Origin of the sequence: Aggregatibacter sp. oral taxon 513, from assembly GCF_018128305.1 — a bacterium.
GTDB classification, from domain to species: domain Bacteria; phylum Pseudomonadota; class Gammaproteobacteria; order Enterobacterales; family Pasteurellaceae; genus Aggregatibacter; species Aggregatibacter segnis_A.
The window spans coordinates 267,868-290,845 of sequence record NZ_CP072381.1 but is presented as its reverse complement, the minus strand read 5'-3'; the positions used below and the strand labels follow the sequence as shown (position 1 = coordinate 290,845).

At 43.1% G+C, this 22,978-nt stretch carries 21 protein-coding genes; 2 read left to right on the top strand and 19 right to left on the bottom strand.

All coding sequences use genetic code 11. From position 1 onward, the window contains the following. The first annotated feature begins 146 nt into the window (after positions 1–146). Positions 147–1,253, top strand: coding sequence for a glutamate 5-kinase (proB, locus tag J5A60_RS01545; protein WP_212510349.1), 1,107 nt, complete (start codon positions 147–149; stop codon positions 1,251–1,253). A 95-nt stretch (positions 1,254–1,348) separates the two neighbouring features. On the opposite strand, the gene mog is transcribed toward proB, so the two are convergent. The 19 genes from mog to J5A60_RS01450 all read right to left on the bottom strand — a co-directional run bounded on the left by mog (position 1,349) and on the right by J5A60_RS01450 (position 20,852). Next, positions 1,349–1,930 (bottom strand): molybdopterin adenylyltransferase, encoded by a 582-nt coding sequence (gene mog, locus J5A60_RS01540; RefSeq protein WP_212510348.1) that lies wholly within the window; start codon positions 1,928–1,930, stop codon positions 1,349–1,351. A 68-nt stretch (positions 1,931–1,998) separates the two neighbouring features. Beyond that, a complete protein-coding gene (locus J5A60_RS01535; protein WP_212510347.1) occupies positions 1,999–2,928 on the bottom strand; it encodes a phosphatidate cytidylyltransferase in 930 nt (309 codons plus the stop codon). Next, positions 2,928–3,560 (bottom strand): lysophospholipid acyltransferase family protein, encoded by a 633-nt coding sequence (locus tag J5A60_RS01530; protein ID WP_212510346.1) that lies wholly within the window; start codon positions 3,558–3,560, stop codon positions 2,928–2,930. The genes J5A60_RS01535 and J5A60_RS01530 overlap by 1 nt, the downstream gene beginning before the upstream one ends. A 10-nt stretch (positions 3,561–3,570) precedes the next feature. Next, positions 3,571–4,179 (bottom strand): CDP-alcohol phosphatidyltransferase family protein, encoded by a 609-nt coding sequence (locus J5A60_RS01525; protein WP_212510345.1) that lies wholly within the window; start codon positions 4,177–4,179, stop codon positions 3,571–3,573. Positions 4,180–4,196: 17 nt separating this feature from the next. Next, on the bottom strand, positions 4,197–6,059 hold the full coding sequence (locus J5A60_RS01520; RefSeq protein WP_212510344.1) for an SLC13 family permease: 1,863 nt from the start codon (positions 6,057–6,059) through the stop codon (positions 4,197–4,199). 39 nt (positions 6,060–6,098) lie between these two features. Beyond that, on the bottom strand, positions 6,099–6,698 hold the full coding sequence (rnhB, locus tag J5A60_RS01515) for a ribonuclease HII (RefSeq protein WP_212510343.1): 600 nt from the start codon (positions 6,696–6,698) through the stop codon (positions 6,099–6,101). Continuing rightward, a complete protein-coding gene (gene lpxB / locus J5A60_RS01510; protein ID WP_212510342.1) occupies positions 6,691–7,875 on the bottom strand; it encodes a lipid-A-disaccharide synthase in 1,185 nt (394 codons plus the stop codon). Before lpxB ends, rnhB begins: the two co-directional genes overlap by 8 nt. Before the next feature lie 79 nt (positions 7,876–7,954). Beyond that, positions 7,955–8,743: an acyl-ACP--UDP-N-acetylglucosamine O-acyltransferase gene (gene lpxA / locus J5A60_RS01505; protein ID WP_048749959.1), complete on the bottom strand. Its 789-nt coding sequence runs from the start codon at positions 8,741–8,743 to the stop codon at positions 7,955–7,957. Positions 8,744–8,762: 19 nt separating this feature from the next. Beyond that, positions 8,763–9,173: a 3-hydroxyacyl-ACP dehydratase FabZ gene (fabZ, locus tag J5A60_RS01500; protein ID WP_048750176.1), complete on the bottom strand. Its 411-nt coding sequence runs from the start codon at positions 9,171–9,173 to the stop codon at positions 8,763–8,765. 130 nt (positions 9,174–9,303) lie between these two features. Continuing rightward, positions 9,304–10,335 (bottom strand): UDP-3-O-(3-hydroxymyristoyl)glucosamine N-acyltransferase, encoded by a 1,032-nt coding sequence (gene lpxD / locus J5A60_RS01495; RefSeq protein ID WP_212510341.1) that lies wholly within the window; start codon positions 10,333–10,335, stop codon positions 9,304–9,306. After that, entirely contained in the window at positions 10,335–10,913 is a 579-nt protein-coding gene (locus tag J5A60_RS01490; RefSeq protein ID WP_212510340.1) for an OmpH family outer membrane protein, read from the bottom strand. Before J5A60_RS01490 ends, lpxD begins: the two co-directional genes overlap by 1 nt. A gap of 99 nt (positions 10,914–11,012) precedes the next feature. After that, positions 11,013–13,418, bottom strand: a complete 2,406-nt coding sequence (gene bamA, locus J5A60_RS01485) for an outer membrane protein assembly factor BamA (protein ID WP_212510339.1) — start codon at positions 13,416–13,418, stop codon at positions 11,013–11,015. A gap of 26 nt (positions 13,419–13,444) precedes the next feature. Then, on the bottom strand, positions 13,445–14,779 hold the full coding sequence (rseP, locus tag J5A60_RS01480) for a sigma E protease regulator RseP (protein WP_212510338.1): 1,335 nt from the start codon (positions 14,777–14,779) through the stop codon (positions 13,445–13,447). Positions 14,780–14,789: 10 nt separating this feature from the next. Continuing rightward, positions 14,790–15,659: a phosphatidate cytidylyltransferase gene (locus tag J5A60_RS01475; protein ID WP_111306076.1), complete on the bottom strand. Its 870-nt coding sequence runs from the start codon at positions 15,657–15,659 to the stop codon at positions 14,790–14,792. Between the two features lie 14 nt (positions 15,660–15,673). Continuing rightward, the gene (uppS, locus tag J5A60_RS01470; protein ID WP_111306077.1) at positions 15,674–16,393 is read right to left on the bottom strand and encodes a polyprenyl diphosphate synthase; all 720 of its coding nucleotides are present in this window, start codon (positions 16,391–16,393) and stop codon (positions 15,674–15,676) included. Positions 16,394–16,415: 22 nt separating this feature from the next. Next, complete coding sequence (gene ispC, locus J5A60_RS01465) at positions 16,416–17,621, bottom strand: 1-deoxy-D-xylulose-5-phosphate reductoisomerase (RefSeq protein ID WP_207942844.1); 1,206 nt, start codon at positions 17,619–17,621, stop codon at positions 16,416–16,418. A 109-nt stretch (positions 17,622–17,730) separates the two neighbouring features. Further along, the gene (gene frr, locus J5A60_RS01460) at positions 17,731–18,288 is read right to left on the bottom strand and encodes a ribosome recycling factor (RefSeq protein ID WP_048749974.1); all 558 of its coding nucleotides are present in this window, start codon (positions 18,286–18,288) and stop codon (positions 17,731–17,733) included. A 38-nt stretch (positions 18,289–18,326) separates the two neighbouring features. Continuing rightward, on the bottom strand, positions 18,327–19,049 hold the full coding sequence (gene pyrH / locus J5A60_RS01455; protein ID WP_006716861.1) for a UMP kinase: 723 nt from the start codon (positions 19,047–19,049) through the stop codon (positions 18,327–18,329). A 144-nt stretch (positions 19,050–19,193) separates the two neighbouring features. Beyond that, positions 19,194–20,852, bottom strand: a complete 1,659-nt coding sequence (locus J5A60_RS01450; RefSeq protein ID WP_212510337.1) for a putative transporter — start codon at positions 20,850–20,852, stop codon at positions 19,194–19,196. 156 nt (positions 20,853–21,008) lie between these two features. Here J5A60_RS01450 and J5A60_RS01445 point away from each other — a divergent pair, with 156 nt between their 5' ends. Then, entirely contained in the window at positions 21,009–22,793 is a 1,785-nt protein-coding gene (locus J5A60_RS01445) for an ABC transporter ATP-binding protein/permease (RefSeq protein WP_249113881.1), read from the top strand. Positions 22,794–22,978: the final 185 nt, after the last annotated feature.

Here is a 22,978-nt window from a genome sequence, read left to right as displayed (position 1 = left end):
AACTGTGCCGCCCATTATAAAACTTTCTAAAAGGAACAACAGTATTTCATCTTGCCACATCAAAGTGCGGTGGATTTTCCCGATAAATTTAATGCTTTTTGCCACGCTTAATGCTAACTTAAACGCATTTTTGACAAGGAGTCAGTATGCAACAGAATAACAAAACCATTGTGGTGAAATTCGGCACCAGCACCTTAACCCAAGGTGCACCAAAATTAAATTTAGCGTACATGATGGAAATCGTTCGTCAGTTAGCACAATTACATCGCGCCGGCTTTCGTTTGGTGATTGTCACTTCAGGCGCCATTGCCGCTGGTCGACATTATTTAAATCACCCGCAATTACCGCCCACTGTGGCATCCAAACAATTATTGGCGGCAGTGGGTCAAAGCCAGCTGATTCAAACGTGGGAAAAACTCTTTGCCATTTATGATATTCATATCGGACAAATGTTGTTAACCCGTGCGGATATTGAAGATCGCGAACGCTTTCTCAATGCACGCGATACATTGCATGCGCTATTAGATAATCACATCATCCCCGTTATCAATGAAAATGATGCTGTCGCCACAGCAGAAATTAAAGTGGGTGATAACGACAATTTATCCGCCTTAGTGGCAATTTTAGTGCAAGCGGAACAGCTCTATTTATTGACCGATCAACAAGGCTTGTTTGACAGCGACCCGCGTAAAAATCCTCAAGCAAAATTGATTCCGGTCGTGGAGAAAATCACCGATCATATTCGTTCTATCGCGGGCGGTACCGGCACGAATTTAGGTACCGGTGGCATGTCCACCAAAATCACTGCGGCAGATGTTGCCACTCGTTCAGGCATCGAAACTATTATTGCACCGGGTAATCAACCTAACATCATCATCGATTTAGCATACGATCAAGCTATCGGCACCAAATTCAAGGTACAAGCGGATCGCTTGGAAAGCCGCAAGCAATGGCTCTTCGCTGCGCCTTCTGCAGGCGTGCTAACGATTGATGATGGCGCGCAAAGTGCGGTGTTAATTCAGCACAAATCCTTACTGCCGGCGGGTATCGTTGATGTCAGTGGGCGTTTCTCCCGTGGTGAAGTTGTGCGCATTCGTAACTCTCAAGGCAAAGATATTGCTCTCGGCATGCCGCGTTATAACAGCGATGCACTGGAATTAATCAAAGGCAAACAGTCTCATGATATTGAACAACTGCTTGGTTATGAATACGGCACCGTCGCCATTCATCGGGATGATATGATTGTGCTGTAAACAAAAAACGGTATTCCATCACAATAAGGGAATACCGTTTTTGTTTTAGTGCGCTGTAAAAATGCCGTCAAAAATGACCGCACTTTCCTCCACGTTTAACTCCGTCGTGCCGATTTCGGGCGGAAACTGGCAATAATTTCCGGTTTGGTATCAATATATAATCCGTTGATGAGCTGCAAGCAGTACGGCACGGCGCTAAAAATCCCCTTCACCAACACATTGCCGCTTTCATCTTTTACGCCTTCTAACGTTTCTTTAATAGCCTTCGGCTGCCCCGGTAAATTTAAAATCAAACTGTCTTTGCGGATCACACCTACTTGACGAGAAAGAATGGCTGTCGGCACAAAATGCAAACTGACTTGACGCATTTGCTCGCCAAACCCCGGCATTTCACGATCAGCAACAGCAAGTGTCGCATCCGGTGTAACATCCCGCTTTGCCGGCCCGGTGCCGCCGGTGGTGAGCACCAAATGACAATGTTCTTCATCCACTAAGTTGCACAGCGTGCGCTCAATTTCCGGTTGCTCGTCCGGAATGAGGCGTTCGACTACCTCAAAAGGCTCCACCAACGCCTGTTCCAACCAATGTTTAAGTTCCGGAATGCCTTGATCCGGATACACGCCTTGCGATGCCCGATCAGAAACGGACACTAACCCAATCTTTAAAAGTGCGGTCATTTTTTCTCTCATTTTTAAGGTTTGTTAATCAATAAATCCGGCTAGAAGCCGTTCTCACAAAAATCCTACTAAGCCCAATAATATCTCACCACATGGAAGAAAATCGGCGCAGCGAAGCAAAGGGAATCCATGCGATCTAGCATACCGCCGTGGCCACTAATCATATTCCCCCAGTCTTTTACCCCCATGCTGCGTTTCATGGCGGACATCACTAAGCCGCCTAAAAAGCCCATGAGGCAGATTAATAAGCTCATCAACACCGCTTGTACCGGGTTAAACGGGGTAAGCCAATAGAGCAATCCGCCCAGCACACTGGCGCTGACGACACCGCCTAAAAACCCTTCTACGGTTTTGGATGGCGAAAGTTTAGGCGCAATTTTGTGTTTGCCGAACAACTTGCCCCATACGTATTGCAACACATCACTGGATTGCACCACTAAAATCAAGAAAATCATCAATAGCAGTTTTTTATCTTCAAAACCTTCAATGTCTAATGTCAGGATTGCCGGGATATGGGAAATACAGAAGACGCTGATCATCAATGCCCATTGCACTTTGGTGGAACGATCTAAGAAATGTGCCGCATCACCCAACAAGGCGGAGAGGATTGGCAAAAATAGAAAGCCATACACCGGAATGAAGATGGTGAACATACTGAACCAGTCAATTGCCACTAAAAAATATTGAAGAGGCAGAATGACGTAGAAACAAGTGGCAAGTGCGAGATGATCGCCACGACGAATATAAAGCAACGATAAAAACTCACGCAATGCCATGAAGGAAATCACAAAAAATAACCCGATCACGCCATAAAAACCCAATGCCGCGGCGGCAAAGATAATTAAAATCATGACCCACCAGGCATTAATGCGTGCGTTAAGATTATCAATTACCGCATGAGGGGTGGAAAAGCCGACTTTGAATTTCAATCCATAACCGATTGATGACGCAATAATTAAGGTGATGATTAACCCACCAAACAGTTGCCATATTTCCATTATGCTTTCCCTTTTTCGGTTAAATTTAGACTTAATAGTGCCTGTTCGGCTCGGTTCAAGAAATCGGTTTTGTCTTCCGCTTCACGGTAGAAGAGCGGCTCTCCCATGTATAAATCGCACAACAGCGGAATTGGCACCACAAACCCCTTCGGCAAAACATTATGCATATTACTAATCCATACCGGCACAAGTTCTAATTGCGGGTTTTGCTTTGCGATGTAATACAAACCGCTTTTGAAAGGTTGTAGTGGCACATCATCGTCCATTTTACGGGTGCCTTCAGGGAAAATAATCAGAGAATGATGTTGCAGGGCATCGCTAATTTGTTGAGTAATGGCTTGTGGATTGTCGCCTCCCCGCTCAATCAGCAACATATTGAACACGTTGTGCGCCAAGAAACGACGAATCGGCCCTTTCGTCCAGTAATCCGCACCGGCAACTGGGCGGGTGTTTTTGCGCACTTGATACGGCAACGATACCCACAACAAAATAAAATCACCGTGGCTATTATGGTTTGCAAAATACAAACGATGTTTATCCGCGGATTGCTGTTCCACATTTTTTTGCGGACGGACACCGGTGATAAAGGAGGTAAAACGACATAAGAGAAAATCAATCAATTTGGCTAACATAATCACGCTCCTATTCATTACCCACTTCGGCCAAGCCAGACTTCACACGTTTGACACAAGTGACAATTAACAGAATGATGACAACCCAAAGCAGCCAATAGAGAAAATCCGGTAAAGTAGGGACAAAAACATAAACCAAGCCTAACACGCCAAACAAAAACGCCCGGTCGCTTTTACCTAACGGACCATCATAACGGCGCGTTTTTCCTTGCACTTGCCCGAGCACACCACAAAATTCCGTCAATGCCGACAACCAAATGATCAAGCCGATCTGTAACGCATCAAAAGGATGGAAAAAAGCAAAAGGCAGATATAACGCGGCGTCAGACACGACATCAGTGATTTCATTCAGGTATCCGCCCAAACGGGATTTTTGGTTAAATTCGCGCGCTAACATACCATCAATGGCATTAAGTGCCATACGCACAAACAACCAAATAGGAATCAGCATAAAAAGCCAGTGATAACCAGAAAGTGCGGTCAAAATTAGCCCTAAAATAACAGAAATGGCACAAGCCGTTAAAGTCACCTGATTGGCAGTCACACCACGTTGTTCGAGCTTTATCACGAGAGGACGTAATAGATTTTGGAATTTTGGTTTCAGATCATAAATACTCATCACATTCTCCTTAAACCTTAAAAAGGAAAGAGTAAAGGAATAAGAAACACGCTCACCAACATAACCAAAAGAGTGAACGGCACACCGACTTTGACAAAATCAGAAAATTTATAACCACCGGGGCCAAAAACCATGGTATTTACCGGTGAAGATACCGGCGTCATGAACGCGGCAGAAGCGGCGATAGCCACCACCATTGCAAATGGCATCGGGGATAAATTGAGTTGGTGCGCCATCGTAATGGCGATTGGGGCAATCAAAATTGCAGTCGCCGTGTTAGAAATGAATAAACCAACAACGGCAGTGAGAATAAATAGGCTAATTAAAATCCAATGTTTGCCCATGCCTCCTACTAAATTCAGCATTAACTCGACAATCACCGACACCCCACCGGTTTTCTGTAAAGCCAACGAAAATGGCATCATGCCCACAATCAGGACAAGGCTTGACCAGTGAATTGAACCATAAGCACTTTTGCTATCTACACAACGGAAGTAGCCTAGCATTAAGCAAGCAATGAGGGCGGCTACCACATTTGGCACAACACGGGTCACCATTAACAGCACCATCACTAAAATACTCAACAAGGCATAAGGCGCTTGGCTTTGCGCCGGCACGGCACGGGTGATTTCAGTCGGGTAATTCAACACAAAGAAATCTTTGCTGTGGCTACGCATTTGCTGGATGAGTTTCCAATCGCCAATCACCAGCAATAAATCCCCGGCTTTATACGGCGTTTCGACAAAATGCCCACCAAGCACTTCTCCGTCACGCTTAATGCCTACAACGTTCAAGCCGTATTTAGAACGGAAAGCAAGTTCTTCAGTCGATTTTCCGATACAGTCGGAATCCGGCACTAAAATCAATTCCGCCATACCAATAGAACTGGCTTGTTCAGAAAAAGATTGCGCACGAATTTCCGCCCGTTCTAGATTATATTCCTGACAAAATGCTTTCAAATTGAGTTCAGGATCGCTGCTATCCATCAATAAAATGTCTTTCTCTCGGACTTCTGAGGAACCAAGCGCAGCAATAAATATCGGGCGAAAACGTTTCCAACGTTCAATCGCCAACACGTTCAAACCAAATTTAGAACGTAAATGTAATTCATCCAGATTTTTACCAATAAGCGGTGAGCCTTTTCTTACCACAAAACGCTGCGTGCGTTGTTGCAAACCATATTCATGAATCAAATCACTCATGGAACGTTTATCCATGCTGTTGGTTTCATTTTCTTTATCGGACTTTAACCAACGACGGGCAACCAGCATATAGCCGATCCCCATAAACAAAATCACTAAACCAATAGGCGTAAAATCGAAGAATTTCAAACGCATATCCGTTTCGCGTACCAACTCGGCATTCACCACTAAGTTGGGCGCTGTCGCAATCAACGTCAACATGCCACTGATAAGCCCGGCAACGCTCAGTGGCATCATCAAACGTTTCGGAGAGATATTCATTTGGCGACAAATCATCAGCACCACAGGAATGAAAATAGCCACGACCCCCGTGGAACTCATGAAAGCCCCCAGACCTGCCACGGCTAACATCATGAAAACTAATACACGTGCTTCACTGTTATGAGAAGCTTTTAACAACCATTCGCTCACTTGATACGCCACACCGGTGCGTACCAAGCCTTCCCCGACGATGAACAATAAAGCAATCAGAATAATATTGGGGTCACTAAAACCGGCAAACACTTCTTGTACGGTTAAAATGCCACTGAGGCTGAACGCCAGCATCACCAAAATAGCGACGACGTCCATGCGAATGCGGTTACGAATGAAGAGAATCACGGAAGCAATGAGCAACAACAGCACCCACACCCAAGGTTCTGGACGGAAAGAATCAAGTAAGCTGGTGAATTGGTTCATGGCGCCCTCCGTGCTAAAAATGTTCAAATGCAGGTTAAATTATAGCGATTCTAATAATTTTTTAACAGGCGCAAAACTACGGCGATACTGTGGTAAAAGGCCAAATTCGGCGATTTTTTCCAAATGCAATTTCGTTGGGTAGCCTTTGTGTTGCGCAAAGGCATATTGTGGATATTGTTGATCCAATTCCAACATTTCTTGGTCTCGTGCGACTTTTGCCAAAATAGACGCCGCGCTAATTTCCGCGACTAAAGCATCCCCTTTAACAACCGCTTGGGCCGGTATCGACAAATTCGGTGGAATCTGATTGCCATCCACCAACACAAAGTGCGGTTGAATTTTCAAATGTTTTATCGCCCGTTCCATAGCAAGCATGGAGGCATGCAAAATATTTAACTCGTCAATCTCATGTGGTTCCGCTCGCCCAAGCGCCCACGCCAAGGCTTTTTGCTTAATTTCTTCCGCCAACAATAAACGTTTTTTTTCCGACAGTTTTTTAGAATCGGCAAGTCCCTCAATGGGCTTATTCGGATCTAAAATCACTGCAGCTGTCACCACGGCCCCCACTAACGGCCCACGTCCCACTTCATCCACGCCGGCAATGAGTTCATAGCCTTGTGGGTATACAAACTTATCCATGGGATGGCTCCAATAAATCAATCACTGCTTGTGCGGCTTGCTGATCGGCATTGCATTGAATCATTTGGTGCAACTCAGCAAAACGCTGTAATAAAACGTGGCGATTTTGCACCGCACTTTTGTCCTCACTTAAATACAGGGACAATTTTTCTGCCAAATTCGTTGGGTTGCAGTCTTCTTGAATTAATTCCGGCACTAACATTTCGTCTGCCAGCAAATTTGGCAAAGAAACATACTTAGTTTTCACCAAGCGTTTGGCTAAGAAATAGGTGAAAGGTTTCATGCGATATCCCACTACCATCGGGGATTTACATAACATGGCCTCTAACGCGGCTGTGCCGGAAGCGAGCAAGGTTGCCTCGGCCGTAATCATTGCGGCACGCGCATTGCCATCCAATAAAATCATGTCCAATTCCGGCGCAACGCGTTGTTTGATTTGTTCAAATTGCTGACGACGTTTTTGATTAATTAACGGCACAAGAAATTTAACATCCGGATAGCGTTCATGTAGCAGTTGCGCAGTTTGTAAGAAAGGTTCGCTAAGAAATTCCACTTCAGAACCACGACTGCCCACTAACATCGCCACATAACATTGAGTTGGATCTAAATTGAGTAATTGGCAGGCTTCATCACGATTCGGTTTCAACGGAATGGCATCCGCCATGGTGTGCCCAATAAAACGACAAGGCACATTGAAACGATCATAAAAGGCTTTTTCAAAAGGCAAAAAGGCAAGGACTAAATTGGTGGCCGCTGCGATTTTATACACGCGTTTCTGACGCCATGCCCACACGGACGGACTCACATAATGAATGGTCTTAATGCCCTGCTGTTTGAGTTTCAGTTCTACGTCCAAATTGAAATCCGGTGCATCAATGCCAATGAAAATATCCGGTTTTAAGGCCGATAATTGCTCAATGATACTGCGGCGAATTTTGAGTAAGCGTGGTAGATGTTTCAGCACTTCCACCAATCCCATCACGGATAACTCTTCCATATCAAACAGAGTTTCAAATCCTTCGGCAATCATGCGTTCACCGCCAATACCGATAAATTTAGCGTTCGGGTAACGCGCTTTCAGGGCGTGAATTAAACCCGCACCGAGAATGTCACCGGAGACTTCGCCTGCGATGATTGCAATGGTTGGAGAATGATTGAGGGATATTGAATTTGGCATAGTCAAAACTCTGAAAAAAACGACCGCTCTTTTAGTCATAGAAAAGAGCGGTCGGCAATAGATGAATTTATTAAAAGGATTAACGGATAATGCCGCGGGTGGAACGCTTAAAGAAATCCAAGAAGAAACTGATCGCTGACTCTGTGGCAGCAATTTGTTCAATTTCCGGCATCACTTCATCTAGCGTTTTACCGCTACGATAAATCATTTTGTAAACGTTACGAATCGCATGCATTGTCGGTTTATCAAAACCGCGACGTTTTAACCCTTCAATGTTTACCCCGAACGGTTGAGCATGATTGCCTTGCGCCATGACATATGGAGGCACATCTTGGCTGACCATAGACCCGCCGCCCAACATCACATGAGCGCCTACAACAACGAATTGGTGAATTGCAGACATTCCGCCGACAATCACAAAATCGTCCAATTCCACGTGTCCGGCAAGGGTGGCGTTATTGGCTAAAATACAGCGGTTTTTAATCACGCAGTCATGTGCGACATGGACGTTAATCATGAATAAGTTATCATCACCGATTTTCGTCACTCCGCCACCTTGTACGGTACCACGGTGAATAGTCACACTTTCACGAATGCGGTTACGGTTACCAATCACAACACGTGTTGGCTCACCTTGATATTTAAGATCTTGGTTCACCTCACCAATGCTGGCAAATTGATAAATTTCATTATCTTCGCCGATTCGTGTATGCCCATTAATCACAACATGGGAGTGAACAACAGTACCTTTGCCGATTTCAACGTCTTTACCGATGATGGTAAACGGGCCGATAACCACGTTTTCACCAATTTTTGCACCTTCTTCAACAATGGCCTGCGGATGAACTTTGGCTGTTGGGTGAATCATATTTATCCCCTTGTCTGAATTATGCTGCACGACGAGCACACATTAGTTTCGCTTCACAGGCCACTTCACCGTCAACGGTTGCTGTAGCGGTAAAGGCAGTAATACCACGACGTTCTTTAATGACTTCAACGTGTAATACCATTTGATCGCCCGGAACAATCGGACGCTTAAAGCGGGCTTCATCAACACCGGCGAAATAGAAAATCTCACCACCGGCTAACTCATGGGTTTTGAAAGCTAAGATACCCATAGCCTGCGCCATGGCTTCAAGAATTAACACGCCCGGTAAAATGGGATTTCCCGGGAAATGGCCGGTAAAACAAGGCTCATTCACACTGATATTTTTAATCGCGGTCAACCATTTTCCTTCTTCAAAATTGATCACACGATCCACTAACAAAAATGGATAGCGATGTGGCAATAATTGCATGATTTCGTGAGATTCGATAATTCTTGAGGTTTGTTCAGTCACGGGATTACCTTTCAATATTAAATAAGAAACAAAAAATACGCATTAAATTATACGTTATTTAACGCATCAACACAAAATGAACGAAACATCACTCATCTGATTTCAGTTTTTTCTCAAGGGCTTTAATGCGTTTATTTAAACCATCAATGCCAAGCGTCAATGCCGCCGTTTTGCGCCATTCTTTATTGGTTTGGAGCGGAATACCGGAAGAATACACACCAGGTTCGGTAATCGGGCGCATCACCATCCCCATGCCGGTGACGGTCACTTGATCACAGATTTCCATATGCCCGTTAATCACGCTCGCGCCGCCAATTAAACAATAACGTCCCACGGTTAAACTGCCTGCCATAATCACCCCGCCGGCAACCGCGGTACCCGTGCCGATATGCACGTTATGGGCAATCTGACAAAGGTTGTCGATAATCACGTTATCTTCAATTACGGTTGCATCTAATGCGCCACGGTCAATACAGGTACAAGCGCCAATTTCAACGTGATTACCAATAATCACTTGTCCTACTTGCGGGATTTTGATCCATTTACCGCGCTCATTGGCATAACCAAAACCATCGCTACCGATGACTGCACCGGATTGAATTAAGCAATGCTGGCCAATTTCGACCTCATGATATACGGATACATTCGCCCAAAGTTGGGTGTGCGCGCCAATTTTAGTATTTTTACCAATAAAGCAATTTGCGCCAATCACCACGTTGTCTCCAAGCACAACGCCGGATTCAATGACACTGTTTGCACCGATAGAGACATTTTCACCTAACAAAACGTCGTCAGAAATGACCGCACTTTTTGCAATTCCACTTGCCGCTTTTGGTGTGGTATCCATATATTGTGCTAATTTTGCATAGGCAACATAAGGATCTCTCACGATAAGCAAATTACTTTCCGGTGAACAAAATTCCACATCCGCTTCGGATACTACCAAAATACCCGCCTTTGACTGTGCCAGTTTTTCACGGAATTTGGCATTAGAAATAAATGTTAGCTGATGTTTATCTGCTTTATCTAAGGGAGCGATATTACTCACAACAACATCGGCGTTACCACGAATGGTAGCGCCGATTTGTTGTGCTAATTCCAAGAGGGAATAGGTCTTCATTATTTAGCCTGTGTAGGAATTGCTTTTAATACATCTTCAGTGATGTTTTTACCGTCAACAGCAAAAACAACGGAACGATCATCAAGCACTAAAGTGTAATTTTTTTGTTTCGCTACATTATTAGTGGCGGTTTGAATGCTCGCAATCATTTTTGTTGTTTCTTCATTTTCACGTTTTGCATAACTTTCTTGGAAAGCTTTTGCTTTTTGATCGTGCTCAGTAATCAATTTATTAATAGCGTCTTGCTCATCATTAGCAAATTTATTAATTTCATCTTCGCGTTTTTTGATGTCTGCAGAACGTAATTTAGGCGCCTCTTTCTGTAAAGCAGTCACTTTTGCTTCCACTTTCTTTTGAACATCCGCAATTTTTGCATCAATCTGTTTTTTGTTTTCTGCTAATTTATCTGCGGTTGGTTTGAATTCAGCCTCTAATTTTTCAGCAACAACTTTACGATCCGGATGATTCTGGAAAAGGTAATCTGCGCTTACAAAAGCGATATTTTCTTCTGCCATTGCTAAAGAAGAAGTGAATGCTAAAGCTAAAGAAAGTGCGGTTAATTTTACAGTTTTTTTCATTTTTTTATTTTTCCTTTTAGTAAGTTAAACATTAAACTCTTCTGTGCCAATGTCTTGGCACAGATATCTCTTTATATCAATTGGATTAGACTGTTCTGTTTAGAACGATCCACCAATACTGAACTGGAATTGTTCAATATCATCATTTTCATATTTTTTGATTGGTTTAGCATAAGAGAACACTAATGGGCCAATCGGAGACTGCCATTGGAATGCAATACCAGCAGAAGCTCGAACACGAGAAGGATCGCCATAATCAGGTAAATTACTATTAAACTTGCCTTTCTCTGATTTCCAGTGTGTATCCCATACGCTCGCTGCATCAACGAAGAAGGATGTACGAACAGAATTTTGATTTTTCTCTGCAACAAACGGCGTTGGTACAATTAATTCCACGCTAGCTGTGGCCATCGCGTTACCGCCAACCACATCACCATTTAACTTATCGTCATTATAACAGCTAGGGGTTGTACTAACGCCACGACAAGCTGCTGAGATTGGCGTTTTAGCGTAAATCGCTTGTGGACCAATAGCGCCATAAGAAAAGCCGCGTAAACTGCCAATACCACCTGCAGTATAAGTTTGATAGAACGGCAAGCGTTTACCACCAAAGCCATCCGCATAAGATGCCCCTAAACGTCCAGACAATACCCATGTCTGATCACGGTTAAGTGGATAGAAACCTTGTACATCGGCATTGAGTCTGTAATATTTATTATCAGAGCCCGGAATTGTTACCTTGCCGCCAATAGACGCTTTCACCCCTTTAGTTGGTAAAAAGCCACGGTTCAAACTGTTGTAGTTCCAACCGAATGAAACATCATAATCGTGAGATTTGAACACCCAGTCATCAAAGTTCATAGAGGCTAAATATAAGGCACGATTATATTCAGGTGTAATATTTTTTAATTTATTATAGGCGTAACCAACACCAAGATAGTAGGCATTGTTTTCATTGACCGGGAAACCTAAGGTTAGGTTACCACCATAAGTCGTACGGGCATAAGCTGCAGATGTTGAATTTTTTGAGTTATCAAAGCTTTCAAAGAAAACATTTCCGCCCAAACTTACACCATCTTTAGTGAAGTATGGTTCTGTATAACCTAAATTAACGCTTGTACCATAATCATTACGGGAACCAGCTAAACTTAGAGAAGACCCCATACCCAAGAAGTTATCTTGTTTAATGCTGGCTTGGTAACTTAAACCGCTTTCCGTACCATAACCGATACCAAAATTAATACTACCGGTATTACGTTCTTTTACCTTATAAATAACGTCAACTTGGTCATTGGTCCCTTCAACGGCTTCTGTGCGACTTTCAACGGTCTCAAAAAAGCCTGTACGATCTAACCGCACTTTACCTAATTCAACTAAATCGGTAGATAACCAACTTCCCTCTTGCTGACGCATTTCTTGGCGCAAAGTGCTGTCTGCGCTCACGGTGTTACCTTCAAAACGAATTTGGCGCACAGAATAACGTTTACCGGCATCAACAACAAAACTCAAGCCAACCGTTTTATTCTCATCATTAAAATCAGGCTGTACATTCACTTGGGCACTACCATAACCACGTTCACCAAGTGTCGCTTTAATACTTTCTTCGACTAATTGCACATCACTACGACGGAACTCTTCACCAACATGAATCTGTTTTAATAATGGTGATAATTGCTCCGCCATGCCGCCTACATCGCCAACAATACGCGCACTATTAACGGTATATTTCTCTCCTTCAACAATATCAATTGTTACTCGAGCTTCCGTCTTTTCATCGTTTAGTTTCACATCAGTATTGGCGATTCCGGCTTTTGCATAACCACGATCAAGGTAATAATTTCTAATTGTTTCAAGATCTTTAGTGAATTGCGTAGAATCAAATTTGTTACCAAAGAACTTCCACCAAGCATCCGGTTGGAGCTCCATTTGATCTTCTAAGCGATCACTATCAAAGGCTTGATTACCGACAAAAGTGACATCTTTCAGCAAAGCAACATCATTTTCAGTCACTTGAATCTTAACTTCCGCACGGTTATTTGGTAATGGGTTAACAATCGTTTCTACTTTTGCGTTATAACGACCAACACTATGATAGTGTTCTTCTAATCCTTTACGAAACTCTTCTAATTTTTCACGATTCAACACATCGCCTTTACGAAAACCGTTGGTATCCAAGTTTTGTTTTAACGCATCGTTTGGAACAGACTTATTTCCTTCAAACACCACATCAGAAATGATTGCCTTCGGCATAACAGAAATCACTAATGTATTTCCTTGCTGTGATGCCCTTACATCATCATACTGACCGGTTAGGAACAAATTACGGACGATATTAGAAATATTGGCATCATTAATTTTTTGACCGATTTTTATCGGTAACGAGGCAATAATCTGACTTTCACTACCAGCCTGAACACCATCAACACGAATATCTTGAACTACAAAAGGTCCCGCAAGAGCGGCGGTAGAACCAAACAACAAACTTACAAGTAAAAGTTTTTTCATCGTAATTTCTATCCTGTATAAAAATACTAATTTAAACGTAAAAAATCATTAATCAGGCCAAATCCCATTAACATTAATAATAAGATTACACCGATTCGATAACTGATATTCTGAACATGTTCGGAAACCGGTTTTCCTTTAAGCGCTTCCAATCCTAAAAAGACTAAATGTCCTCCATCAAGCACAGGCAATGGGAAGAGATTCATAATCCCTAAATTTACACTAATCAGTGCAAGAAAACTGAGGTAATAAACTAATCCTAACTCAGATGATGCGCCTGCACCTTGCGCAATAGAAATCGGACCACTTAAATTATTTAGAGACAACTCACCAACCAATAACTTGCCGATTACTTTTATAGTTAACCAAGAGAGTTGAAACGTCTTTTCAGTCCCTTTCTGTAAGGATTCAAACATATCATACTTTAATTCAGTACGATATTCATCTGGCACCGGGGAAAAAGTCGGTGAAATGCCTACAACTAAACGCTTTTTGTCATTCAGTTCTGGCGTAATAGTCTTCATTAACCACGCGCCATTACGCTCGACCTTCACAGATAATGGATTACCTAACTCCACTTGCTCAATAAAATCCAGCCAACGTATCGCCTTACCATCCCCCCAATATAATTTATCACCAACTTGTAATCCCGCTTTTTGTGCAGGAGAATTCTCGACGACTTTAGACAAAGTCATATCGACTTTAGTTCTAACCGGCAACATACCAAGGGAGCCGAAAGCTGTTTCTTTTTCAGGATTAAAATGCCAGCCCGATAAATCCAAGATTCTATGCTGTTCAATATTAGAACCAAATTCGACTAAGGTTAACTCTACTCTACTTTCGCCAATTTTAGTAGCCAACAGCATATTGATGGTCTCCCAATCGGGAGTCGTAACACCATCAATTTCAGTGATCTGCGTTTTGGGCTGAATCTGTGCCATCGCGGCAATAGAATCGGGTTTTACATCATCAATAACCGGTTTAATGCTTGGAATACCGATGGTATAAATCAAAAAATAAGCAAAAATAGCAAACAAGAAATTAGCTAGCGGACCAGCAGCAATAATAAAAGCACGTTGGGCGACCGTTTTATTGTCAAAGGCTTGAGGTGCCAACTCTGAAGAAATGTCTTCGTTTCTTCCATCCAGCATTTTGACATAGCCCCCAAGCGGAATGGCCGACACGGCAAATTCCGTCCCTTGTTTATCGGTACGCGACCAAATGACTTTACCAAAACCAATAGAAAAACGATGTACTTTCACACCGCACTTTCGTGCGGCCCAGAAATGACCATACTCATGTACCGTTACTAAAACGGCAATCGCAATGAGAAATGAAACGGTTGACCACAAAAATGACATATCGCCAATCCTATAGTACAAAGAAATAGAAGTAAGCAAAGAATGGAACAGCAGCCGTTAAGCTGTCAATACGATCCAAAATACCGCCATGCCCCGGAATTAAATGACTGCTATCTTTAATACCGCTTTGGCGTTTAAACATACTTTCCGTTAAATCGCCTAAAATAGAAATCGCAACCGTTGCCACAGACAAACCAATAAAGGCTTCAGGTGAAACATTCGCGGTCAAACTTTGTTGCGCCACATTCACAAAAATGGCTGCAACAATACCTGCCATGACCAAACCGCCAATCGCACCCTGCCAAGATTTCCCCGGAGAAACTTTCGGTGCCAATTTGTGCTTACCAAATTTACGACCGACAAAATAAGCGCCAGAATCCGCTACCCAAACCAAAATGAACACATACAACAACAGCATAATGCCGTGGTAAGGCTCTGTCACATAATGATCTAAACGTAACAATAATACGCCGATTAAAAATGGGATAAGGGTAAAGAAACAAAAAAAGAATTGTAAGACAGAATGTTTGCCCCAGATAACACTACTTTTCGGGTAAGTCACCACAAAAAATAACGCCACCAGCCACCAAACAACCGCGCCCAATAAAATCGGCTGAGCATACAGTTCAAATACACGTCCGGCATCTAAATAATTGCCTTCCCCATAGATCCAAAGGAATAAAAAGGCAGCACTTAAACCGGTGATGGCATAGCGCCAAAAAGTGGGCTGTTTGAAATTAAAGAACTGTGTCCATTCCCAAACGCCCAACACGACGACAACACCCAAGGCGAGAGCAAAATAATAAGGTGAAAATAAAAATAACGCGGTAAAGACAAGGGCAATTAACACAATTGCCGAAATAACTCGTTGTTTAAGCACAATATATTCCTCAATTATTCGGTCCCGCCAAAACGGCGATGACGTTGTTGATAAGATAAAATCGCCTGATGAAACTCGGCTTCATTAAAATCCGGCCACAGTACATCAGAAAAATATAATTCCGCATAGGCTGTTTGCCACAATAAGAAATTACTAATGCGTTGTTCACCACTGGTACGAATCAATAAATCCACTTCAGGCTCATCTTTCGTCACCAAATGTTGTTGCAATAAAGCTTCATTAATGTCTGCGATGTTAAGCTGTTGCGCTTGAACCTGTTCCGCCAACTGCTGTGCCGCCTGAACGATATCCCAGCGCCCGCCATAATTTGCGGCAATATTTAACGTAAGTGCGGTGTTATTTTCCGTTAATTTTTCCGCTTTTTTGATTTTTTCCTGCAAGCCTGCACTAAAGCGGGAAATGTCGCCTAAAATCTTCAAACGAATGTCATTTTTATGCAGTTTTTTCACTTCAAAATCAAGCGCTTGCATAAATAAACTCATCAATGCGCTCACTTCCTGCTCGGGGCGGTTCCAGTTTTCGCTGCTAAACGCATATAAGGTTAAATATTTCACCCCAATTTTGCGAGCATAAGACACGGCTTCACGTACTGCCGCCACGCCGTTTTTATGTCCAAAAACGCGCATTTTTCCTTGTTGCTTCGCCCAACGCCCGTTGCCGTCCATGATAATCGCAACGTGTTGCGGAATATTACTCTGATCTAATTCAGTCATTATCCCTTCTCAATACAAAATATCAGTGTGACCAATGTGTCAATTGTTGTCGCGCATAGTCACGAGCAGCACGATCCACCTCCAACACATCATCAATTTGTTTGATTTGTTGCAACGGCATTTGTTCCACAACAGCCTGATTCAGTTTGGCAATATCCGTAAATTTAATTTGGCGATCTAAAAAGGCTTGTACGGCCACTTCATTCGCCGCATTCATGGCAGTGGTCGCATACTGTCCTGCCGCAAAAGCCTCTATCGCCAGTTTCAAACAAGGATAACGTTGGTAATCCGGCGCTAAAAAAGTCAGTCCATTTAATTGGTAAAAATCTAACGGAGCTACGCCGGAAAAAGTGCGGTGCGGATACGCCATGGTTTCTGCAATCGGTGTGCGCATATCAGGATTCCCCATTTGCGCAATAACGCTACCATCAATGTAGCGTACCATGGAGTGAATAATGGATTGCGGGTGAATAATGACTTCCATTTCATCGGCTGTCGCATTAAACAACCAACGGGCCTCAATATACTCCAACCCCTTGTTCATCATTGTTGCGGAATCCACAGAGATTTTCTTACCCATCGCCCAATTCGGATGTGCTACCGCCTGTTCCGGCGTAATGCCGTCAAATTCACTTAAATCCGTATAACGGAAAGGCCCACCGGAACCGGTCAACACAATTTTACTGATACCTAAATCAGCCAACGTGCAAAATCCGATTTGTTGTTGAGCCTGCGGAGGCAACGATTGGAAAATGGCGTTATGTTCACTGTCCACCGGCAATAATTGCGCGCCATAGCGTTTCACCGCATCAATAAAAATCTGGCCGCAAGTGACCAATGCCTCTTTATTTGCCAGCAGAACTTTTTTGCCTGCTTTCACTGCTGACAACGTTGGCAACAATCCAGCTGCACCAACGATTGCTGCCATGACCATATCCGCATCAGGATGCGCGCTTAATTCACAAATCGCTTGTTGACCGGCAAATACTTGCGTCGGGAGCTGATGCGTAACTACTTTCTCACGCAACTGTTTTGCCGCGCTTTCATCTGCCAAAGCAACAAAGTGCGGTCGAAATTTCACGCATTTTTCAAACATGGCATCCACATTGCCCCCCCCGACTAAAGCAAACGCTTCATACTTTTCCGGATTGTGTTCAATCACCGAAAGGGTGCTATTACCGATGGAACCTGTCGCGCCAAGAATCACGACCTTTTGTTTTTTTTGCATAAAATTTCGACCGCACTTTGTCAATTTTCGGGCAACATGAAAACCTCATCCACCCATATAAGAAAAGACGCAGTAAGGCACTGCGTCTGATGTTAACCTGTTTTTATGATTAGAAATCGAGTAATTCTTTTTCTTTTTCCGCTAACACTTCATCGACTTTTTTGATGAATTTATCAGTAATTTGTTGAATTTCCGTTTCAGCTTTGTGCTGATCATTTTCACTGATTTCTTTGTCTTTTAGCAAAGCTTTGATTTTATCGTTCGCGTCGCGGCGTACGTTACGAATCGCGACTTTACCTTGCTCACCTTCTGATTTCACAATTTTAATCAAATCACGGCGACGTTCTTCTGTTAATGGTGGAAGTGGCACGCGAATCGTTGTACCTGCAGAAGACGGATTCAAGCCTAAGTCAGAGGTTAAAATGGCTTTTTCTACCGCTTGAATCAATGAACGATCAAACACAGTCACCGCTAAAGTACGGGCATCTTCTGCCACCACGTTGGCTAATTGACGTAATGGTGTCGCAGAGCCGTAATAATCCACTTGAATAGCATCCAACAAACTTGGTTGCGCACGGCCGGTACGAATTTTTGCAATATGGCCTTTTAACGCTTCAAGGCTTTTTTCCATGCGGTCTTGCGCATCTTTTTTAATTTCGTTAATCACAATAATTCCTTCTCTATTAAATAAATCAAACCATTAAACTAGTCTTTTGCACAAATGAGTGTGCCTTCTTGCTCGCCGGTAATCACGCGACGTAGCGCGCCCGGTTTACCCATATTGAATACGCGAATCGGCATACCGTGATCGCGAGCTAGGGTAAAGGCTGCTAAGTCCATGACTTGTAATTCTTTATCAATCACTTCGGCATAAGTAAGGTGCGGATAAAGCATGGCATTTGGATTTTTTGCCGGATCGCAATCATATACACCATCCACTTTCGTTGCTTTTAACACAACGTCCGCTTCAATTTCGATACCGCGTAAGCACGCAGCGGAATCCGTGGTAAAAAACGGACTGCCTGTACCGCCGGAGAAAATCACAACACGTTTTTCACGCAACATTTTGATGGCTTCAGACCAGTTGTAAGTGTCACAAATGCCGTTTAATTGAAATGCCGACATTAATTTTGCATTCACATCTGCACGGAAAAGCGAATCACGCATTGCCAAACCGTTCATGACCGTAGCTAACATTCCCATATGGTCGCCGACCACACGGTTCATTCCCGCTTTGGCTAATTTAGCACCACGGAATAAGTTGCCACCGCCTAATACGACGCCAACTTCTACGTCCATTTCGACCAACTCTTTGATTTCTAACGCCACTCTATCAAGAATAGACGCATCAATCCCGAAACCTTCATCACCTTGCAAGGCTTCTCCGCTTAGTTTTAACAAAATTCTTTTATAAATCGGTTGGCTCATCTTATTTCCCTTTTGTCTTCACAAAAAATTGGTTCATTTTAATAGATCTTATCTACCCTGTGAAGTCAACGCGTCCTTAAATAAGGAAAAAAATGACCGCACTTTTAGACGAAGTGCGGTCATTTTTAAACGCGTTTTTTCTTACTATGTGAAACTCCAGAGGAGCAACGCCAGCAATTGTGGAGAAACAATACGTAAAAACATCGCCAGCGGGTACACCGTTGCATAAGATAACGAAGCCGCACCGCTGCCTTCTTTAATAGAATTAGCAAATGCCAATGCCGGTGGATCGGTCATTGAACCAGCAAGTACACCGCAAAGTGAAAGGTAATTCAATTTGCTGTATAAACGTGCGATAACTGCGGTAATGAGTAAAGGCACTAACGTAATAACGATACCGTAGCCCATCCATTCCAACCCGCCTCCGTTTAATAAGGTGTCCATAAAACTACCGCCGGATTTCAGCCCAACCACGGCCAAAAACAAGACAATCCCTAACTCGCGTAGCGCCAAGTTAGCACTTGGTGGCATAAACCAATACAGCTTACCGATCGTACCGATACGCGCCAAAATCAACGCAATCACTAACGGACCACCCGCTAAGCCTAATTTTAAGGCAACGGGAAAACTTGGAATATAAAAAGGAATGGAGCCGAATAGCACACCTAAACCAATCCCGATAAAGACCGGCAACATTTGCACTTGTTGCAATTTTTGCTCGGCATTACCGATCACAGAAATAGCGTTATTCATCATGTCTGTGCGACCAACCATGTGCAGTACGTCACCGAATTGTAAGGTCGTATTTGCTGTCGGAACCAATTCCACACCGGCACGGTTTAAGCGAGAAATCACTACGCCGTATTTTTGATGGATACCAAGCGATTTGATTTTTTTACCTAAGACTTTTTCACTCGTCACCACAACACGTTCTGAACGAATCTCTCCGCCTTTGGTGGAAACAGGCACATCCAACTCATCACCAATAATTAAGCACATTTTTTTCAATGCGCTGCCATCACCGACCAAATGCAACACATCATCCAAATGGATTTCTGAGCTGGCTTTTGGCACACAAACATTGTTGCCACTTTTCAAACGGGAACACACAATATCCCCTTCACCAAAGCCCGGGATATCGATTAGGCGTAAACCATCCAAGTTTTTATTGGTGACTTTTACGTCCATGGTGGTTAACGTTTCTTTATCTTGTCCGCTTTCATGTTGGAAATGTTGTTCTTCTTCATCTACCTTAATTTTAAAGAACAAACGCACCAACCACATGGAAAGTAAAATACCGCAGATCCCAAACGGATAGGCCATGGCATATGCCATCCCCATGGTGGAAGTGGCACTTTTTAGCCCAAGCTCCGCTAAAATTTGTTGCCCCGCCCCCAACGATGGCGTATTGGTTACCGCCCCGGAATAAATCCCCAGAATAATGTCTAACGGCACATCGGCAAGCTTATGAATAAGAATCACCGAAATCCCGCCAAGCAACACAATCAAAAAGGCAAAACCGTTAAGTTTTAACCCCGAACGGCGCAAGGAAGAGAAGAACCCCGGCCCCACTTGGATCCCAATAGTGTAAACAAACAGAATCAAGCCAAACTCTTGCACGAAATGCAATGTGTGCGTGTCTAATGCCAATCCGTATTGATTGGTAAAATGCGCCACAATGATCCCACCAAAGAGCACCCCGCCTACACCAAAACCGACACCTTTGATCTTCCAATGACCGATCCATAAACCAATCACGGCGACCAGGGCGAGTAGGCTAATCGTAATAGCAATATCGCTCATATTTACCTCAAATAAAATTAACTGTGGCAAATTATAGCAACTTCATTTTTTTTAGGGAAAACAAACACAAAAAGTGAAACCTCTATCACATTTTTTCTTGCCTAATAGGGAAATCTTTTTAAAATGAACCGCACTTTTTTATTAGCGGATTACATAATGGACTACTCTCAGGAAGCGATTACCTCCCTACTTTGGATTGCAAAAACCTTAGCAATCACAACCGTTGTTTTTAGCCTCAGCATCTTTTTGTTGGTGCGTTTCACCCACTGGGGAAAACAATTTTGGATGTTTGCCGGCGGCTACCTTTCACCGAAACGTAGCGTTAAACCATTGTTATTTTTCGTTCTGATTGTCGCTTTAACCTTGTTTAGCGTTCGTCTTGGGCTGGTACATTCCACTTGGTATAACAATATGTACACCTCGCTACAAGAGTTCAATCAGCCGGTCTTTTGGGAACAAATGATCCTGTTTTGTTTTATCGCCGGATTTTCCGTACTTTCTGCCTTAATTAGCTACTACATCAGCCAGCGCTTTTCCATTAATTGGATTGAATGGTTAAACCAAGAAATGTTGGAAAAATGGATGAGCCACCGCGCCTACTATAAAAGCCAATATACCGCCCAACATTTGGACAACCCCGATCAACGGATTCAACAAGACGTGCAATCCTATGTCAAAACAACGCTTTCCTTGAGTACCGGCGTCATTGATGCGGTCACCTCCATGATTTCTTACACGATTTTATTGTGGGGATTAGCTGGGTCAATGAGTTTATTCGGCGTCGAAATCCCACACATGATGGTCTTTTTAGTGTTCGCTTATGTGATCTTCACCACACTTATCGCCTTTTGGCTTGGTAAGCCGTTAATTCGCCTCAATTTTACCAACGAAAAATTAAACGCGAATTACCGTTATTCTTTAATCCGTGTAAAAGAATACGCTGAAAGTATTGCTTTCTATGCCGGTGAAAAAGTTGAAAAAAGCCAGCTTTATAAACAATTTCGCGCTGTTATCGACAATATGTGGGATATCGTCTTCCGAGCCTTAAAATTCTCCGGTTTTAACTTAGTGGTCAGCCAAATTTCCGTAGTGTTCCCTTTACTCATTCAAGTGGGACGCTATTTTGAAAAACAAATTAAACTGGGCGATCTGATGCAAACCTTGCAAGTCTTTGGCAAATTGCATTCCAATCTTTCTTTCTTCCGTAACACGTACGATAGCTTTGCCGAATACAAAGCCACTTTGGACCGTTTAACCGGCTTCCATTACAGCGTAGAAGCCGCACAGAAAGAAAGCAAAACCCAGATCACCGATCACCCAACCGATGTTATTTTCCAACATCTGAATGTGAAATCGCCACTTGGCAAAACACTGATTAACGATCTCAATCTCACGCTGCCGAAAGGGGATTCTTTGCTAATCCAAGGTCAATCTGGAGTGGGAAAAACCACCTTGTTACGCACCGTTGCCGGTTTATGGTCGTATGCGCACGGCGAAATCTTCTGTCCGCAACAAAACAGCCTTTTCCTTTCACAACGCCCTTATTTACCTCAAGGGGATTTGCTCACCGCACTGTATTATCCCAACACCACGGAGCAGGCTGATTTGACGAAAGTAAATGACGTATTACAGCAAGTACAACTTGCCCATTTACAAGAACGTTTGGAACAAGAACAAGACTGGAGCCGCATTTTATCCCTAGGCGAACAGCAACGTCTCGCCTTCGCGCGGCTTTTGCTCCATAAACCGCAAGTCGCCTTTTTAGATGAAGCCACCGCCAGCCTGGATGAAGGACTTGAAGATGCCATGTATCGGTTAATTCGTCGGGAATTGCCGAATACCACCATTATCAGCATCGGGCATCGTTCAACCTTAGTGCCATTACATGAAAAGCGTTTAGAATTGAAGACGGATGGGCATTGGGAATTAAGTACTCATTAAGCTTATTGCGCATGAAAGTGCGGTGGATTTTCATAACGTTTTTTTAAATATTTAAGAAAATTTACCGTACTTTTCTTTTCTGTCCTGTAAAAAAAGTAGAACTATTTATCAAATAAATTTTTCCTAGAATAAAAATTCACAGCAAAAAACAAATAAAGAACATAAATCCAACAAACTCAAAAATA

What these genes read in the sequence shown, in the direction of transcription:
- proB (WP_212510349.1), top strand. Translation starts at nt 147, where the DNA reads ATGCAACAGAATAACAAAACCATTGTGGTGAAATTCGGCACCAGCACC.
- mog (WP_212510348.1), bottom strand. Translation starts at nt 1,930, where the DNA reads ATGACCGCACTTTTAAAGATTGGGTTAGTGTCCGTTTCTGATCGGGCA.
- J5A60_RS01535 (WP_212510347.1), bottom strand. Translation starts at nt 2,928, where the DNA reads ATGGAAATATGGCAACTGTTTGGTGGGTTAATCATCACCTTAATTATT.
- J5A60_RS01530 (WP_212510346.1), bottom strand. Translation starts at nt 3,560, where the DNA reads ATGTTAGCCAAATTGATTGATTTTCTCTTATGTCGTTTTACCTCCTTT.
- J5A60_RS01525 (WP_212510345.1), bottom strand. Translation starts at nt 4,179, where the DNA reads ATGAGTATTTATGATCTGAAACCAAAATTCCAAAATCTATTACGTCCT.
- J5A60_RS01520 (WP_212510344.1), bottom strand. Translation starts at nt 6,059, where the DNA reads ATGAACCAATTCACCAGCTTACTTGATTCTTTCCGTCCAGAACCTTGG.
- rnhB (WP_212510343.1), bottom strand. Translation starts at nt 6,698, where the DNA reads ATGGATAAGTTTGTATACCCACAAGGCTATGAACTCATTGCCGGCGTG.
- lpxB (WP_212510342.1), bottom strand. Translation starts at nt 7,875, where the DNA reads ATGCCAAATTCAATATCCCTCAATCATTCTCCAACCATTGCAATCATC.
- lpxA (WP_048749959.1), bottom strand. Translation starts at nt 8,743, where the DNA reads ATGATTCACCCAACAGCCAAAGTTCATCCGCAGGCCATTGTTGAAGAA.
- fabZ (WP_048750176.1), bottom strand. Translation starts at nt 9,173, where the DNA reads ATGCAATTATTGCCACATCGCTATCCATTTTTGTTAGTGGATCGTGTG.
- lpxD (WP_212510341.1), bottom strand. Translation starts at nt 10,335, where the DNA reads ATGAAGACCTATTCCCTCTTGGAATTAGCACAACAAATCGGCGCTACC.
- J5A60_RS01490 (WP_212510340.1), bottom strand. Translation starts at nt 10,913, where the DNA reads ATGAAAAAAACTGTAAAATTAACCGCACTTTCTTTAGCTTTAGCATTC.
- bamA (WP_212510339.1), bottom strand. Translation starts at nt 13,418, where the DNA reads ATGAAAAAACTTTTACTTGTAAGTTTGTTGTTTGGTTCTACCGCCGCT.
- rseP (WP_212510338.1), bottom strand. Translation starts at nt 14,779, where the DNA reads ATGTCATTTTTGTGGTCAACCGTTTCATTTCTCATTGCGATTGCCGTT.
- uppS (WP_111306077.1), bottom strand. Translation starts at nt 16,393, where the DNA reads ATGACTGAATTAGATCAGAGTAATATTCCGCAACACGTTGCGATTATC.
- ispC (WP_207942844.1), bottom strand. Translation starts at nt 17,621, where the DNA reads ATGCAAAAAAAACAAAAGGTCGTGATTCTTGGCGCGACAGGTTCCATC.
- pyrH (WP_006716861.1), bottom strand. Translation starts at nt 19,049, where the DNA reads ATGAGCCAACCGATTTATAAAAGAATTTTGTTAAAACTAAGCGGAGAA.
- J5A60_RS01450 (WP_212510337.1), bottom strand. Translation starts at nt 20,852, where the DNA reads ATGAGCGATATTGCTATTACGATTAGCCTACTCGCCCTGGTCGCCGTG.
- J5A60_RS01445 (WP_249113881.1), top strand. Translation starts at nt 21,009, where the DNA reads ATGGACTACTCTCAGGAAGCGATTACCTCCCTACTTTGGATTGCAAAA.